This window comes from Asaia sp. As-1742 (genome assembly GCF_011753235.1).
Taxonomy (GTDB): Bacteria; Pseudomonadota; Alphaproteobacteria; order Acetobacterales; family Acetobacteraceae; genus Asaia; species Asaia bogorensis_B.
Window position 1 is genome coordinate 1 of record NZ_VWWA01000018.1, and the last position, 16,067, is coordinate 16,067.

12 protein-coding genes and 2 pseudogenes are annotated in these 16,067 nt (G+C 64.1%); 10 read left to right on the forward strand and 4 right to left on the reverse strand.

All coding sequences use genetic code 11. The features are described from left to right. Window positions 1–101: LysR family transcriptional regulator (locus F3J08_RS17430; protein WP_166931283.1), on the reverse strand; the 101-nt coding region annotated here is incomplete at its 3' end. A 96-nt stretch (window positions 102–197) separates the two neighbouring features. On the opposite strand from F3J08_RS17430, the gene F3J08_RS15380 reads away from it, so the two are divergent. From F3J08_RS15380 to F3J08_RS15410, 7 genes and pseudogenes are all read left to right on the forward strand, one after another. Continuing rightward, window positions 198–1,001, forward strand: coding sequence for a type 1 glutamine amidotransferase domain-containing protein (locus F3J08_RS15380; protein WP_240149398.1), 804 nt, complete (start codon window positions 198–200; stop codon window positions 999–1,001). A 10-nt stretch (window positions 1,002–1,011) separates the two neighbouring features. Next, the gene (locus F3J08_RS15385) at window positions 1,012–2,067 is read left to right on the forward strand and encodes an SDR family oxidoreductase (protein WP_166931286.1); all 1,056 of its coding nucleotides are present in this window, start codon (window positions 1,012–1,014) and stop codon (window positions 2,065–2,067) included. Window positions 2,068–2,202: 135 nt separating this feature from the next. After that, on the forward strand, window positions 2,203–3,093 hold the full coding sequence (locus F3J08_RS15390) for an aldo/keto reductase (RefSeq protein ID WP_166931289.1): 891 nt from the start codon (window positions 2,203–2,205) through the stop codon (window positions 3,091–3,093). Between the two features lie 174 nt (window positions 3,094–3,267). Continuing rightward, window positions 3,268–3,810 (forward strand): annotated as a pseudogene (locus F3J08_RS15395) (IS5 family transposase); the annotation flags it as partial. A 70-nt stretch (window positions 3,811–3,880) separates the two neighbouring features. Beyond that, on the forward strand, window positions 3,881–6,178 hold the full coding sequence (locus tag F3J08_RS15400) for an AAA family ATPase (protein ID WP_166931291.1): 2,298 nt from the start codon (window positions 3,881–3,883) through the stop codon (window positions 6,176–6,178). A gap of 227 nt (window positions 6,179–6,405) precedes the next feature. Then, window positions 6,406–7,653 (forward strand): DNA repair exonuclease, encoded by a 1,248-nt coding sequence (locus F3J08_RS15405; protein ID WP_166931350.1) that lies wholly within the window; start codon window positions 6,406–6,408, stop codon window positions 7,651–7,653. Further along, the gene (locus F3J08_RS15410; protein ID WP_166931293.1) at window positions 7,654–11,112 is read left to right on the forward strand and encodes a YhaN family protein; all 3,459 of its coding nucleotides are present in this window, start codon (window positions 7,654–7,656) and stop codon (window positions 11,110–11,112) included. Between the two features lie 110 nt (window positions 11,113–11,222). Here F3J08_RS15410 and F3J08_RS15415 read toward each other — a convergent pair whose 3' ends face one another. After that, window positions 11,223–11,462 carry a LysR substrate-binding domain-containing protein gene (locus F3J08_RS15415; RefSeq protein ID WP_166931295.1) on the reverse strand — a complete coding sequence of 80 codons (240 nt, stop codon included), beginning with the start codon at window positions 11,460–11,462 and terminating at the stop codon, window positions 11,223–11,225. Window positions 11,463–11,467: 5 nt separating this feature from the next. On the opposite strand from F3J08_RS15415, the pseudogene F3J08_RS17280 reads away from it, so the two are divergent. Continuing rightward, window positions 11,468–11,575: pseudogene (locus F3J08_RS17280) on the forward strand (DUF1348 domain-containing protein); the annotation flags it as partial. Window positions 11,576–11,626: 51 nt separating this feature from the next. Here the strand turns inward: F3J08_RS17280 and F3J08_RS15425 are convergent. Together F3J08_RS15425 and F3J08_RS15430 are read right to left on the reverse strand one after the other, a co-directional pair. Continuing rightward, window positions 11,627–13,378, reverse strand: coding sequence for a recombinase family protein (locus F3J08_RS15425; RefSeq protein WP_166931298.1), 1,752 nt, complete (start codon window positions 13,376–13,378; stop codon window positions 11,627–11,629). Between the two features lie 12 nt (window positions 13,379–13,390). Continuing rightward, on the reverse strand, window positions 13,391–13,585 hold the full coding sequence (locus F3J08_RS15430) for a hypothetical protein (protein WP_061470276.1): 195 nt from the start codon (window positions 13,583–13,585) through the stop codon (window positions 13,391–13,393). A 64-nt stretch (window positions 13,586–13,649) separates the two neighbouring features. On the opposite strand from F3J08_RS15430, the gene F3J08_RS17435 reads away from it, so the two are divergent. Continuing rightward, window positions 13,650–13,775, forward strand: a complete 126-nt coding sequence (locus F3J08_RS17435; protein ID WP_255493495.1) for a hypothetical protein — start codon at window positions 13,650–13,652, stop codon at window positions 13,773–13,775. Window positions 13,776–13,978: 203 nt separating this feature from the next. Continuing rightward, window positions 13,979–16,036, forward strand: a complete 2,058-nt coding sequence (locus tag F3J08_RS15435; protein WP_166931300.1) for a ParB/RepB/Spo0J family partition protein — start codon at window positions 13,979–13,981, stop codon at window positions 16,034–16,036. The last annotated feature ends 31 nt before the right edge of the window (window positions 16,037–16,067 follow it).

Below are 16,067 nucleotides of genomic sequence, written 5' to 3' on the forward strand. Positions count from 1 at the left end.
TGCGACACGGCCGGCTGGGTCAGCGACAATGCCCGTGCGGCTTCGCTGATCGAACGACATCTGTGGACTTCGACAAAGGTGCGCAGGTGCAGAAGCGACATGGGTTACCTATAACAAAAATTATGGCGGATCGGTTGTCTTCTTTGATGTCGCGATGGCCTTTCGGATTTAGGCTTTTCAAGTAGGAGAAAATGGCCATGCGACGTCGCCGGGAAATGATGCTGAGTGTCGGCGCCGCATGGCTCGCGTTTCACGGGTTAGGCGTGGCTCAGACACGGCGGCGCGACGCACCGGAGAAACAGGGAGGCAAAACACGGATGAACATCCTCATGATCGCGACGTCTGCGGACAAGCTGGGGCAAAGCGGCCATGCGACTGGCGTGTGGCTGGAGGAACTGACGACACCGTTCTACGCGTTTCGGGACGGGGGCGGCGAAGTCACGCTCGCTTCCATCGAAGGGGGCGCCATACCGATCGATTCAAGGAGCGTGAAGGAAGCCGGACAGAACGAGGCGTCGGTGGAACGCTATCTGTCAGACCCGGCGCTGAGGCGTATGGTCGCCAATACTCCGAAATTCACGAATATCGATCTCGGCGACTTTGACGCAGTGTTTCTTCCTGGGGGACACGGAACGATGACGGACTATCCGGAGAATCCCGTACTCGCGCGTCTGATCGAACAGTTCGACCGAAGTGGCCGGATCGTGTCGGCGGTCTGTCACGGCCCGGCGGGACTGCTCTCTGCCCGGAAGGCGGACGGGACGCCTTTCGTCGCCGGGCGCCGTGTCAGTGCTTTTGCCGATAGCGAGGAGCGGGCCGTCGGACTGGAGCATACGGTACCGTTTCTACTTGAGGACCGTTTGCGTGCATCAGGCGCGGTCTACGAACGAGGCCCCGACTTTACACCGTTTGCCATACAGGACGGCAATCTCCTGACCGGGCAGAATCCGGCCTCGGCCGCACGCGTCGCTGCTTTGGTCATACAGCGTCTCAAGGCGTGAAAGAACGATCATGACTCAACCAGTCGCCCTGGTCGCCGGGGCAAACGGCATTATCGGGAACGCCACCGCACGAGAACTTCGCCGTCAGGGATGGAAGGTCCGGACGCTGGGACGGCAGACGGTTGCGGATTTCGACTCCCTGACCGTCGATCTCACAGACGCCGCGTCCACCCGAGAGGCCTTGGCGCGGGCGAGGGACACGACGCATCTGTTCTATGCGTCTCTCTCTCCCGATCCGGACCTTGCGATTGAGGCGAACCGCAACGCCGGAATGCTACGCCATCTGCTTGACGGGCTTGGTGCTGTCAACGCTCCCTTGCAACGGGTCGTGATTTATCAGGGCTTCAAGATCTATGGCATCCATCTGGGCGCGGTGGTCCGCACACCCGCCCGTGAGAATGATCCGCCGCATATGCCGCCGAACCTTTACATGGCGCAGGAAGAGGTTCTGCGGTCATATGCCGGACGCGCGTTGTGGGATTACGTTGCCCTGCGCCCCGACGTCGTGGTGGGCGACGTGATCGGCAATCCGATGAACATTGCGCTTGTCGTCGGGGTTTTCGCCGAAATCTCGCGCGTGCTTGGTATCCCGCTGCGTTTCCCCGGAACCGAGCGCGCTTATCGTCAGCTCGTCCAGTTTACGGATGCCGGTTTGCTGGCCCGTGCCAGCCATTGGGCGGCCATCACGCCACAGGCCGGGGGAGAGGCGTTCAATGTCACGAACGGGGATGTTTTTCGCTGGGAGCGGATGTGGGAAGATGTCGGATCGCATCTCGGTCTCGAGGCCGCGTCGCCGGTGCCTCTGACGCTCACGCGCCACATGGCCGACAAAGGCCCACTATGGCGGGAACTGGCTGAACGACATGGATTGGTCGAACCGGATATCGCCCGTCTTGTAGGATGGGGTTTTGGAGATTTCATTTTCCATACCGAGACCGATGTTATTTCGGACGTGAATAAAATTTATCGTTTCGGCTTTTCCGAGCGAATGGATTCCACAGCTTCCTTGACGGGCGCGCTCGCGCGGTTGCAGGAACGAAAGGCCTTGCCGACAGTCATTTTCTGAACCCGCATTTCCGGAAGGCGATCATGATCGCCGCTGTTGCCTGGTACGGATACCTATCCACATCTATAACGTGACATGCTGGTGAAGACATTGGTGCCCGCTGAGGCGGGCGCATTCTTGACGAAAGGTAGGATAATGAGCACTTCGAGCCATGACGCCGCCAGATCCGGCAGTTTCAAGATCGGCGGCGATCTCGACGTCAACCGCCTCGGTTTCGGGGCGATGCGGATTACCGGCAAAGGCGTTTGGGGGCCACCCGCCGATCACGACGAAGCTATCCGCACGTTGAAGCGGCTTCCGGAACTCGGCGTCAACTTCATCGACACTGCCGATTCCTACGGTCCGGACGTATCGGAATGGCTGATCCGCGAGGCGCTGCATCCCTACCCAAAAGGGCTCACGATCGCGACGAAGGGTGGCCTGACCCGTTCGGGGCCTGACATTTGGCGGCCGGTCGGACGGCCGGAATACCTGCTTCAGCAGGTACATAAGAGCCTGCGCAATCTCGGCGTCGAACAGATTGATCTGTGGCAGTTGCATCGCATTGATCCAAAGGTTCCGGCGGACGAACAGTTCGACGCCATCAAGTCGCTGCTCGATCAGAAACTCGTCCGCCACGCGGGATTGAGCGAGGTCTCCATCGGGGACATCGAGGCGGCCTCGAAATTCTTCGATGTCGCGACCGTCCAGAACCGTTATAATCTGGTCGACCGTACCAGCGAGGACGTACTCGACTATTGCACTGCCCAGGGCATCGGCTTCATCCCGTGGTTTCCGCTCGCCGCCGGCGATCTCGCAAAACCGGGCTCGATACTCGACACCATATCGGGAAAATATGACGCTACGCCTGGCCAGATTGCCCTGGCCTGGATCCTCAGACGCAGCCCGGTGATGCTGCCGATCCCCGGAACGTCCAAAGTCACGCATCTGGAACAGAATGTCGCTGCCGTCGACATCACCCTGTCCGACGAGGACTTCTCGGCGCTGGACGCGGAAGGCCGCAAGGCGTTTCAGTCCGCCTCCTGATGGCCGTGTGAAGCATCTGTCGATTGCAGACCCGGCATGGGGATAAAACCCAAGAGGTTTCGGACGCGGTCGAGACAGCGGCCGAGGGCAGGGTAGGGACCAAAGCAAATCCCTCCCTCAAGGGGCAAGCGCAAGATAGGGAATGAGCGCGCAGTCCGCGATTGTAGGGCGGTTGACATCATGCTGATGATCGACCGTGAACTGGCCGGTCGGGAGGCGAGTTCGACGGCGGGCGTGGTCGACAGCCAGACGGTGAAGGCGCCGCACGCTCCGGACGGCGGTGGTTATGACGCCGCCAAGCGAACCAAGGGTCGCAAGCGTCACATCGCGGTGGATACGGACGGGCGGCTGCTGATGGTGAACCTGACCACGGCGGACGTGCAGGATGCGGCCGGGGCCGAACTGATCGTGGCGGCCGTGCGCAAGCGCTGGCCCTGGCCCTGGCTCAAGCACTTGTTCGCAGATGGCGCCTACGACCGGGGCAAGCTGGCGAGCCTGGCTGCCTACAAGGACTTCACCCTGGAGGTCGTCCGTAAGCGGCCCGACCAGAAGGGCTTCCAGGTGCTGCCGCAACGATGGGTGGTGGAGCGCACGTTCGGCTGGATGACACGCTGGCGACGTCTGGTCCGGGACTACGAAAAGCGCCTCGACGTCTCCGGCGCCATGATCGACGTCGCCATGGGCAGCCTCCTGCTCCGCCGCATCAGCCACCCATAGCCATTCTCAAACAGGTTTTTACGGTCGCTTCAAGATTGACAATAATCGCGGCGGGGAATGAACTCCTGCAATGGGGATCCTCACGGATATTAAGTCGCTGCAGGGAATGGGAATATACGCCGCTCGCGGCGCGCGCTCACCATCTCTGGACTTCCGGCGCTATAACCTGATCTACGGGTTTAACGGTTCGGGAAAGAGCACGCTGTCGCGGCTGTTCGCGAGCCTCGAGTCGGGCGAACCGCACCCGAAGCTCCCGCAGGGCGGCACGTTCGAGGTGACGTTGGACGACGGGACGGCGTTCGGATGCCCGACCAATCCCAAAGGGCTCGAGCAACGGATTCTCGTGTTCAACTCGGACTACATCGAGCAGAACCTCCAATGGGCCGCTGGGCGGGCGCGGCCGGTGTTCTACATCGGCGCGGACCAGGCGGAAGCCGCCGCCGATCTGACGAGAATCGTAGGCGACATCCTCAAGGCGGAGGCGAATAGCGAGGCGGCGGCCGCAACTGAAAGGGCGGCGGACAAGACCTTCGCCAGCTACAAGCGCGAACGCGCCAAGTCCGTCGCATCGCGCCTCCATTTGGGTAGCCGCAAGTACGAGGCGCCGGCGCTCGCCAAGGACTTCGACACGTGGAAGAACTATGACGGGCCCAGGCTGACGGATGGCGAGCTCAAGGCCGCAGAGGACACGCGCAGGCTCGACGAGCCGATGCCCCGCCTCGACCCGCTTTCGTTCGACCAGACCACGATCGAGACCGCCTACCGCTTCATCGCCGAGGTCTGCGGCCAGTCGCTAGCGACCGTCGCGCTTGAGGAGGTGCAGCGGCACCCGGACATGCTCCTCTGGCTGACGCGCGGCCACGAATACCATGACGCCCATGGGCTGGCCGACTGCCTTCTGTGCGGGAACGAGATCCCGGCGGAACGCCGCGCCTTGCTGGCGGTGGCGCTCGACGACAGGGTCGACCAGTTCGTCGCCCGCCTGAAGAGAACCGCCGAACGTCTCGACGGTCTCCTAGGGTCTATCAGCCAATTGGCCGCCCAACTACCCGCGGTGGACGACCTAGCCAGCGAGTTGCGGCCCGGCTTTAGGGACCTGAGGCAGGACGCGTCGCAGAACGCGCGCCAGCTCGCGGAGCAGTTGCGCACGCTGCAAGGCGTGCTATCCGCAAAGCTGGAGCGGCCCGCATCTCCCGCGGACATGAAGGACGTCGCTGCCGAGGCGGATGTGTGCGCCACCGCCGAGCGATTGGCAGTCAGCGTCGCGAGCGTCAACGAGACGATCGCGGCCCACAACCAAGGCGTCGCCGACTTTGCGAAGCGGAAGCAGGATGCGGAGACGTCCATCCGCCGCCACTTCATCGTCGACTGCCGCGAGGAATACGCCAGGACGGCGAAGGACGTCGGCGACTCCACCGCCAGGCTGAAGGTCGAGACCGATGCGCTGGCCGCCCTGCGGGAGAAGGCACACGAGCTGCGCCAGCGCATCCGGACGCACGGCCCCGCGGCCGCCGTCATCAACAAGCTCATCGCGGCCTACCTCGGCCACGGCGAGCTGACCATCAACCCCGTCGACGAAGGCTATGAACTGCACCGCCATGGCGCGCCGATCACCGGCGTACCGAGCGAGGGCGAGAAGACAGCCATCGCGATCGCCTACTTCCTCTCCTCCATTGAGGCGGACAACCGAAAGCTGAAGGACGTCATCGTGGTGGTGGACGATCCGGTCTCGAGCCTCGACACCAAGGCGCTGAACTTCGCCTGCTCTCTCGTGAGGACGAGGCTTGAGAAGGCTGCGCAGGTCTTCGTCCTCACGCACAATCTCCAGTGTATGAACGAGTTTAGAAAGGCCTGGAAGGGCAAGGCCCGGCCTCCGGCCGGCAAGGATCCGACCGCCGCTTTCCTCTACATCGACGTCACAATCCCCGAGGGAGAACACCGCCGCTCCTCAAGGATCATCGCGATGTCGAAGCTGCTCCGCGAGTACGATTCGGAGTACCACTTCCTCTTCAATCACGTGCTGCGCTTCGTCGAGCAGCCCGACGCTTACGACGACCACGGCTACATGATGCCCAACGTGATCCGCCGGGTGCTCGACGTGTTCCTCGCCTTCAAGAGTCCGGGTGGCGGAGGACTGCCCGGCCAGCTCGACAAACTGTGTGCCGACTATCCGCATCTCGACAGGGAGAGGTTGGCGGCGCTCGAACGGCTTACTCAGGTCGAGTCTCACTCCGACAACCTCGACGACCTGCTGTCCTTCTCGACGATGACCCTTGAGGAGACGCGGGGAGCGGCCGTTGCGCTCTTCGCCATGATGGAACACGTCGACGAGAACCACCTAAAACGGCTGAAGGGCCTCTGCACCTGATACCTTCCGGCCGTCGAAAGCCTGGGGCATTCCGCCGGAGGACGCCGGGGAGTGATGGCAACACAGACCGAAGATCTGAGAGCTATCGACAACGTTTGCTCATAGGAGCGCATGCAATGACGCTAAGTTGTCGGCATCAAAACTGTGCTACATGTTGGCGCGCGCGATGTGATGATGAAGAATGCGCGGCCGACGCATGGGGGTGAGCCATTACAGACTTCCGTTTCCTGCATGCCGCCGACATTCACCTCGATAGCCCGCTGCGCGGCCTGTCGAGATACGAGGGACTTCCGGAGGAAGACATCCGAGGTGCGACCCGGGCGGCATTCGACAACCTCGTCCAGCGGGCCCTCGACGAGGAGGTCGACTTCGTGGTGATCGCCGGCGACCTGTTTGACGGCGACTGGAAGGACATGGGAACCGGCCTCTACTTCGCGCGGGCGATGGGTCGGCTCGCCCAGGCTGCCGTCCCGGTCTTCCTTTTGTCCGGCAACCACGACGCGGAGTCGGTGCTAACGCGCAGCATCCCTTGGCCCGACAACGTCAAGCTGTTCGGGACGAGGCGCCCGGAGACTCATGTCCTGCCGGAGTTCGCCGTCGCCGTGCACGGCCAGAGCTTCGCAACGCCGGCCGTTACCGACAACCTCGTCCTCGCCTATCCCGACGCGGTCGAGCACCACTTCAACATCGGCGTGCTCCACACCGCGCTAGCCGGCCGCCAGGGCCATGCCGCGTACGCCCCGTGCAGCCTGGAGGACCTCAGGTCCAAGCACTACGACTACTGGGCGCTCGGCCACGTCCACGAGCACGAGGTCGTCTCAGAAGACCCATACGTCGTCTTCCCGGGCAACACGCAGGGACGCACGATCCGCGAGACCGGGCCTAAGGGGGCGGTGATAGTGACGGTGGAGGACGCCCAGATCGTCACCATCGAGCATGTCGAACTGGACGTACTGCGCTGGGTGCACGTCGAGGTCGACTGCACCGGGGCGGCGGCGGACGCGGTGGCCTCGCTCATGCGCACATCGCTCCTCTCCACTTGGCAGGCCGATGCGGCAGGCCTGCCTCTCGTCGCACGAGTGTCGCTCACCGGCGAGACGGCGGACGCCGGCGCACTACACGACGGCGTGTCATCGATCCGCGACGCCGCGCGCGCGGTCGCCGCGTCGATATCGCCGGACCTATTCATCGAAAGGGTGAAGGTGCTGGTCGGGCCGCCCGCGCAACCGCAGCAGATCCGGATTGGGGACGACCTGTCGTCCCTCATTGGACAAGCGGCTACCGACCCGGAGCTCGCCGCCCTCCTCGCCGAGGACCTCTCCCCGTTCATGCTCGCCACGCATACCGCGATCGGCCAGTCGCCGGACGACGCCGACGACGAGGGCCTGCGGCGATCCGCGGGCGACGGGGACTGGACGGCGGTACTCCAGACGGCGACACTCGCGCTGCGGTCGCGCCTGACTGGGGAGGCGTAGGTGCGCTTCGTAAACCTGTCGCTCGAGCGCTACGGCCACTTTGAGGACTGCACGCTTTCGTTCCGCAACGGCCAACCGGACCTGCACGTCATCTACGGCGCGAACGAGGCGGGCAAGACCACGTCGCTCGCCGCGGTGTCGGATCTGTTGTTCGGCTTCCCAGTCCGATCGCCCTACAACTTCATGTACGACTACTCGCTCCTGCGGGTCGGCGCCGTGCTTGAGGACGAGGGGGCCAGGCTCGCCTGCCGCCGCAAGAAGGCCCCAAACGCCTCGCTCCTGGGTCTGGACGACCGGCCGATCGACGAGGGCGCACTCCTCGCGATGCTCAGGGGACAGACGAGGGAGACCTTCGGCCTCTCGTTCAGTCTGGACCAGGATGGCCTGCGGGCCGGCGGCAAGGCCATGGTCGAGGCCCGCAATGACCTTGGCCGGGCGCTGTTCGCGGCCGGCTCCGGCCTGACCGGAGTCTCGGACGAGCTGGCGCGGCTGGAGGAGGAGGCGGACGCCATCTGGGGCCCACGCGCGTCCAACAGACGCTCCTTCACCGTCGCCCAGCGCGAACTTGAGGCGGGCCTGCGTTCCATCCGCGACAGGTCGCTCCGACCGAGGATCTGGACCGACGCGAGGGCGGCGGTGGCGACCGCGCAGGCCGCGTTGGACGAGGCCCAACGTCGGCGCGACGAGCTGCTCGCCGAGATGAGCCGCGCGGAACGGATCCGCCGGATCGCGCCGTCGGCGCGCCTGCGGGCGGAACACCTGGCCGCCCTCGAGGCACACGGTGCAACTATCGAGCTGGCTGCGCAGCGCGAGGAGGTGGCGGAAGCCGCGATGGCCGAGGCCGCGTCCGCGGGCCGCGCGAAGGCCGCCGCGGCGAAGCTGGCTGAGGAAGCGGCCGAACGTGTGGACGCGCTTGTGGCGGACGAGGCGATACTGGCTCAGGCGGATCTCGTCGACGCGCTCGTGAGCGCCTCGGGGGCGGTCGCGAAGGCGAGCAGCGACATGGTCCGGCTCAGGACCGAGCACGCTGCGCGGACCGGCCGGATCGAACGCCTACGGGAGGAGGCTGGCGCGCTGGCCGCCGATCCACCGTCACGGATCGCCAGCGCGAGGCTGCGCGAACTCGCGCTCTCGCACGTCGAGGCCAGATCGGCGATCGCTCAGATCGCGCAGAGCGAGGAGGAGCTCGACGAGCGGCGGAGGGCGGCCTCGAGTCTCCCGCGCAAGGCCGACGATGATCCGAATAGGGACCTGGGGCCGGTCATCGCCGCCGTCGACGCCGCGCGCGCGCTCGGTGCCGACATCGACGCCCGCTGCCAGTCCCTGCGGAGGACGGCCGACACAGCCTCGGCGAGCTTGGCACAGTCGCTTTCGCGGCTGGCGCCGTGGAACGGCGGCGCCGCGACGCTCCTGGAGCTCCCCCGAATCGGACAGGCGGAGATTGATGAAGCGCGGACGGCGATGGCGAACCTCTCGGCCGAAGCCGAGCGGGAGACCGCCGACGCCGGCCGCGCCAGGGATGAGGCCGCGGCCCTATCCCTCCAAATGGAGCAGCTCGCCTCCGGGAACGCGATCTCCGCGGAGGAGATCCAGAGCGCGCGCACCGCCCGCAACGAACACTGGCGCCCGCTCCGCGACCACATCCTGGCTGCGGCGCCAGTCGCCGCGCCGGGCGAAGCTGTCACCGTCTTCGAAGCCACCTTGGCAGAGGCGGACCAGCTCAGTGACCTGCGGTTCGCGGCGGCCGACGAGTCGAGCCGCCTCGCCGACATGCAGAACCGGGTCGCGAAGCTCATGCTTGATGCGGAGCAGGCGGAGCTCCGCGCGAAGGGCGCGGAGGAGCGCGTCGACACCAAACGAAGCGCCTGGCGGGAGAGGCTGGAGGCGGCGGGCCATGTCGATATGGAGCCGACACGCCTTGTCGCCTGGAACGCCGCGAGGGACGTCTCCGAGGTGGCGTACGCCGCATCCGTCGCGGCGATGGCGGAAGCCGGGGCGGCCGACGTCCGCCGGGCCAAGGTGCGACAGGCACTCGCATCATGTCTCCCCGAAGGCGCCACGCTGCCGGATGCCTCGGAGATCGCGCCCATCCTGGCGATCGCCGAGCGACTGCGGGCCGACCTCGATGCGGCCGAGCAGCAGAGACGGCTCGACGAGGCCGCCGCGGCGCGTATCGAGCAGGACGCCGACACCCTCGGACGACGCAGGAAGCGACTTGAGGATGCCGCGGCCGACCGTGAAGCCCAGTGGCGCCAGCAGCTCGAACAGACCGGCCTCGACCTCGAGCTCGGGAACGCGACCGCCGCGCTCGACATACTCGAGGAGTTGCGCGTCGAGATCGAGGCGCTATCGGACCTGCAGGGACGGCTCGACGGGATGGAAAGGGACGCGGCCAGCCACGGCGCCAGGGTTCACGCGGCCGCCGACACCCTCGGCATCCCCGCGTCCGAAAATCCGGAGGAGCGGCTGACCGCGCTACGGAGCCGCCTGACCTCCGCGCGCGCCACGGCCAAAGTCATCGACGCACTGAAGGCCACCATGGAGGCCCGCAATGAAGAGGTGGCGGCCGAGGAGGCGAGGTTAGCGGCGGCCGTGGATTCCCTTAGGGGCCTGATGGAGGAGACGGGTTCGGAAGGCGTCGACGAGCTCGCGGCCGCTATCGCGCGATCTCGCGCGGTCAGAGCGCTCCGGGGGGCGGTCGCGGATGCTGAGACGGCGATCACGTCGGCAGGCGACGGCAAGGGTCTTGCGGAACTCCTCGGAACCCTCGACGGCGTCGATCCGGACGGTCTAGCGGCCAAGACGCAGACGCTCGCATCCCAACTGGCGGACTTAAATGCCGAGGTGGGTGCCGCAGCGGGCCGGCTCGGCGATGCACGGAGGGCGTTCGCCAATCTCGACCAGAAGGGAGAGAGCGCCATCGATGCTGCCACGGACGCGGGTCAGGCCCGCGCAGAGTTGGCGGTCCTTTCCGAGCAATACATCCTGAAGCGGGCCCAGGCGGTGACGCTGCGTTGGGCGATCGAGCGATATCGCGAGCAACATCAGGATCCGATGCTGCTCCGCGCCTCGGAGCTCTTCTCGATCCTGACGATCGGACGTTACGCGGCGCTGCGGATCGATAGCGACGCCGCCTCGCCGCGACTCCTCGGAGTCCGTAACGACGGCAGGACCGTCGTCGAGGTCGGCACCATGAGCGAGGGAACCACCGACCAGCTGTTCCTCGCCTTGCGCCTAGCCGCCGTCGAGCAGTCTGTCGCAGCGGGCGTGCGCCTGCCGTTCCTAGCCGACGATCTCTTCGTCAACTTCGATGACGACCGGTCCGAAGCGGGTTTTCGAGTGCTGGCAGAGCTCGCTAGGTCAACGCAGATTCTCTTCTTCACCCACCATCCCCATCTAGCGTCGATCGCGCGATCTGTGGTTGGGGCAGACATCCACTCGGAGTGTACTCTGGGGTGAGACCCGAGCCGCTAGCTTCGGGCCAGACGACATGAATGTCGGTCCGCAGCGGCGCGACGTCGGGCAGGATTGAGCGCAATGCCCCGGATGCCACCACATGCACGCGCCAGTCATTCGGGCAACCAGACGAGCCCAAACCCGGCGCTCGCCGCGGTCACGATGGAGTCGAGATCATCGAAGCGCAGCCGTGCTGGGGGCGTCACATCGCGCAGAGACCCGTCGGCTTGCGGAAATACCCAAGGGTGAACCCGTCCCGACCGGGCATAAATCACTGCGTCATGCCCGACGAAATCGCCCAGATCCGTCGGTAGGTCACGCCGATCGAGATAACTCGGGGCAGCGTAGAGCATCGTGCGTTGGCTCGATCAACGACTTGCCGATCGATATCGATGCCCGGATTTTTCATTGGCTGCAGGGGAGGCGACCGGATGACCATCCGGGCCTTTCGGATCTGGGGTTGTAAAGAGTCACATTGCAGTCGACCAAAAAAGCTTTCCATTTTTCAGTCGTTTAGCTACGCTGCCAGACGTTCAACGAACCCGCTGACAAGCAGCAGTTTTCTTCGGTTGCAGGCCCCCGCAACCAACGACGCTTGCGAATGACCATTCGCCACATTTCGCCGGGATCGTAGTGTGCGGTTCCCCGCAACCAACGATACTTGCGATACGAACGCATCAAGAACGCCACTGTCCGGATGGACCGTGGCGTTTTTCTTGTGCGCAGAAAACTGCAGGATTGCCGCCAGATCGCCACGTAGGATGATCGCCAGCTCGCCGTCGGCCGGCTGGAGCGTGATCTGTGAGACGAGTGTACGCAGGCGCTCGGCGGCCTCGGTCTTCGTCTCTTCGGCCTGAAGGCTCGCATAAAGAGACGCGATCCGCTGCCGGTAGATCTCCGCCATGTTCGGATGGAGAAGGGGAGGCGGCTTTTCGGTATTGGCAAGACGCTCTGTCACTACGGCCTTGCGTGCTTCCAACCGCTTCATGTCGTCGACGATTGTCTGGATTGGTCCGCCAGCCTTGAGCGCGGTTAGAAGTTTTGCAAGTTCACGATCGATGCGGGGCAGTTCTGCCCGCATGGCGACAAGGTCCGCGCCGTGCTCCATGCGCAGTCGGTTCACCTCACGGGTGAACTCGTTGCAGAACTCCTTGAACAGGTCCGGTTCCATCAGATGCGTGCGCAGCCCACTGAGGACCGATGCTTCGAGAGCGTCGCGACGGATGTTGAGCCGGTTATCGCATGTGCCCTTGTTGCGTGCTGTCGAGCAGCCGAGCAGATCCTTCGAGATCATGCTGTACCCGCCGCCACAGCAGCCGCAGCGGATCAGCCCGGCAAAGAGGTGGCGAGGACGGCGCCGGTCATTGAGGGCTTCGTTGCCCCGTTCCGGCTGGCTGAAGGTTGCTTCGGCCTGGCGGGCCTTTACGGCATCCCATAGATCCTGCTCGACGATCCGCAGTTCCGGCACCTCCTGGTTGACCCATTCGGATTCAGGATTGAGACGGGAGACGCGCTTGCCGGTATCGGGATCTTTCAGATATCGCAGCCGGTTCCAGACCAGACGGCCGACATACATCTCGTTGTTGAGGATGCCGGTGCCGCGTTCCCGATTGCCGTGAATGGTGGACGGTCCCCATTCGCGTCCCTGCGGACCAGGAACGCCTTCGCGGTTCAATTCCATGGCGATCGTGCGCGACGACTTGCCCCGCGTGTAATCGGTGAAGATCCGTGTGACCGTGCGGGCCTCTTCCTCGTTGATGGTCCGGTCGCCCCGGATGCGTTCGCCTTTCGCATCGAACTGGCGCACGACATCGTAGCCGTAGGAATTGCCGCCGCCGGACTTGCCGTCCTCGACGCGTCCGCGCAGGCCACGGCGCACCTTCTCGGCGAGGTCTTTGAGGAACAGGGCGTTCATCGTGCCCTTGAGGCCGATATGAAGGTGGGTGACGTCGCCCTCGGAGAGAGTGATGATCCGCACGCCGGCGAACGTCATCCGTTTGAACAGGCCGGCGATATCTTCCTGGTCGCGCGATAGGCGGTCCATGGCTTCGGCCACGATGATCGTGAAGCGGCCGCGCGTAGCGTCCTGGATCAGTTCCTGAATACCTGGGCGGAGCAGGGAAGCACCGGAGATGGCGCGGTCGGTGTAGCTGTCGACGATCGTCCAGCCCTGCTTTTCGGCGTGAAGCCGGCAGAGGCGCAACTGGTCCTCGATCGACGCATCGCGCTGGTTGTCGGATGAGTAGCGGGCGTAGAGCGCGACTTTCACAATCCCATCTCCCTAATCCTGGAGATCGCGTCGCCTCGCGGCCTCCACTTCAGCGTTGACGAAATCCCGTGCGGCCTGACGGGCCAGAAGCCGGACCAGACTGACCAGCCGCGGATCGGCTCCACTGCGTAATGGTGTCACGTTGGCGTCCGGGGCGTCGAGAACGAGCCGCACCTTGCCCGCTATCGTATCGCGTTGGCGTGCCATCTTCCCGTCCTTTCTACATGGACCTGTGAGTGGTTCTGACAGCACTGTGGAGGTCGGACCGGAAATGCGTGAACAGAAAAATGCGTGGAAACAGGGAGATGGATCGCAGGAAGAGGGCTTCGGGATAGTCGCGAACACGCGCGGCTATCGTGGTCGGCACTATCACAAGATGGTGATGGCGCGACTATAATAGTCGTAATTTGTCGTGGAGCGCATCGACTCGCGGATGTACTAAGGCAGATATAGCTTCCGTAAAGCCGTGTCCGTGCCATTCCGTGGAAGCGATCCGGCGTCTGGTGGGGCCGGAAGAGAGGAAGAGGGAAGTGGGGCTTTTCGTGACGGATTCAGGGGTGGGAGAGAGGCTTCTGCCCGTCCGTCACGGAGTGTCCTGCCATGGCGAGCGCCATCCAGAAAATCGCCCTCAATGCCTCCCGTGATATTCCCTTCAACAAGCTGGTGCTGTCGCAGTCCAATGTGCGGCGCGTGAAGTCCGGCCTGTCGATTGAGGAACTGGCCCGCGACATCGAACGCCGCGGCTTGCTTCAAAGCCTGAACGTCCGGCCCATTCTTGACGATGCCGGTGTCGAGACCGGTACCTATGAGGTGCCGGCCGGTGGTCGCCGCTTCCGCGCTCTCGAACTGCTGGTGAAGCAGAAGAAACTGGCGAAGACCGCCTCCGTACCCTGTGTCGTGCGCGAGGCCGGATCGGCCATTCTCGCCGAGGATGATTCTCTGGCGGAGAACGTCCAGCGCGTGGCCCTGCATCCGCTGGACCAGTTTCGCGCCTTTCGTGACATGCTGGAAAAGGGCATGTCCGAGGAGGAAATCGCTGCCGCGTTCTTCGTCGTGCCCACCGTGGTCAAACAGCGTCTGCGCCTGATGACCGTGTCCGACAAACTGCTCGATATCTACGAGCAGGATGGCATGAAGCTCGACCAGCTTATGGCCTTTTCGATCAGCGATGACCACACCCGTCAGGAGCAGGTCTGGGAGATTATTGCCCAGAGTCATAACCGCGAACCCTATCTGATCCGCCGCATGCTGACGGAAAAAACCGTGCGAGCCTCGGATCGCCGTGTCCGCTTCGTCGGGCTGGACGCCTATCTCGCTGCCGGTGGCCATGTCATGCGTGATCTGTTTGAGGCAGACGATGGCGGTTGGCTGCAGGATCCGACCCTGCTCGACCGATTGGTCATCGACAAGTTGCAGGAGGCGGCTGACCAGGTCCGCGCCGAAGGCTGGAAATGGGTCGAGACGGCGCTATCCTTTCCCTGGGGGCATACACGGCACTTCGCGGAGATTGATGGTGTGCCGGTGGTGCTTTCGGAAGAAGAAGCCGCGTGTCTGACCGCTCTGCACAGCGAGAAGGAAGCCATTGAGGCAGAATACGCGCAGGCGGATGAATTCCCCGAAGCGATCGATACCCGGCTGGGCAAAATCGAGCAGGCCATTGAGGCGCTGGAAGAACGCCCTGTGTCCTTCGATCCGATGGACATGCAGCGAGCCGGTGCCTTTGTCAGCCTAGATACCGACGGCACGTTGCTGGTCGAGCTGGGCTTCGTCCGGCCGGAAGATATGCCGGCGGAGCCCGAGGAGGCTCACGATGAGTCCGAGGGATATGATGAAGGAATTGTCCATGGCAGTGATGACGACGATGCCGACGAGGAAGGGATGAACGGCGCACCGGACATCGAGCCCGAAGAAGAAGACGGGTTGAAGCCGTTGTCCGACCGTCTGCTGACTGAACTGACAGCTTGGCGCACGCTGGCGCTGCGGGATGCGTTCGCCGGCAATCCCCACATCGCGCTGACGGAACTGCTGCACACGCTGGTGCGCGATCTTTACTGGCAGGTCTCGGGGGCGGACTGCCTAGAAGCTTATGTCCGGGAAATCCCGCTGCCGGTGCATTCCCCCGACATGTCGGGCAGCCCGCCGACTCATGCGCTGCGCCAGCGCAACGAGGGTTGGAAGCACGATCTGCCGGAGGATGAGGACGCGCTGTGGCGCTGGATCGACGGACTGGATGACACCAGCCGTCTGGCCCTGCTGGCGCATTGCCTGTCTTTCGGAATCAATGCGTTGCATGAATCGTCCCACGGTCCGTCCCAGGCACGCAGCGTCAGGGAGCGGCTTACACGAGCCGACCGCCTCGCCACTGCGCTTACGCTTGATCTGGTCGAAGCGGGCTGGCAGCCGACGGTGGAGAACTATCTGGGCCGCGTCACCAAGGCTCGTATTCTCGAAGCCGTACGCGAGGCGCGGGGAACTGAGGCCGCCGAGCGTATCGCACATCTGAAAAAGAACGACATGGCGCAGGCGGCCGAAAGGCTGCTTGAGGGCGCCGGCTGGCTGCCCGAGGCTCTGCGGACGGCGAACGTGCCGGAGCGAACTGAAAAGGAGGAAGGGGCGGCGCGTATGATCGATAGTCATGATGCGGTCGCAGCCGAGTGAGATCTGTCGATGAATATCAAGGGCGGCTTCC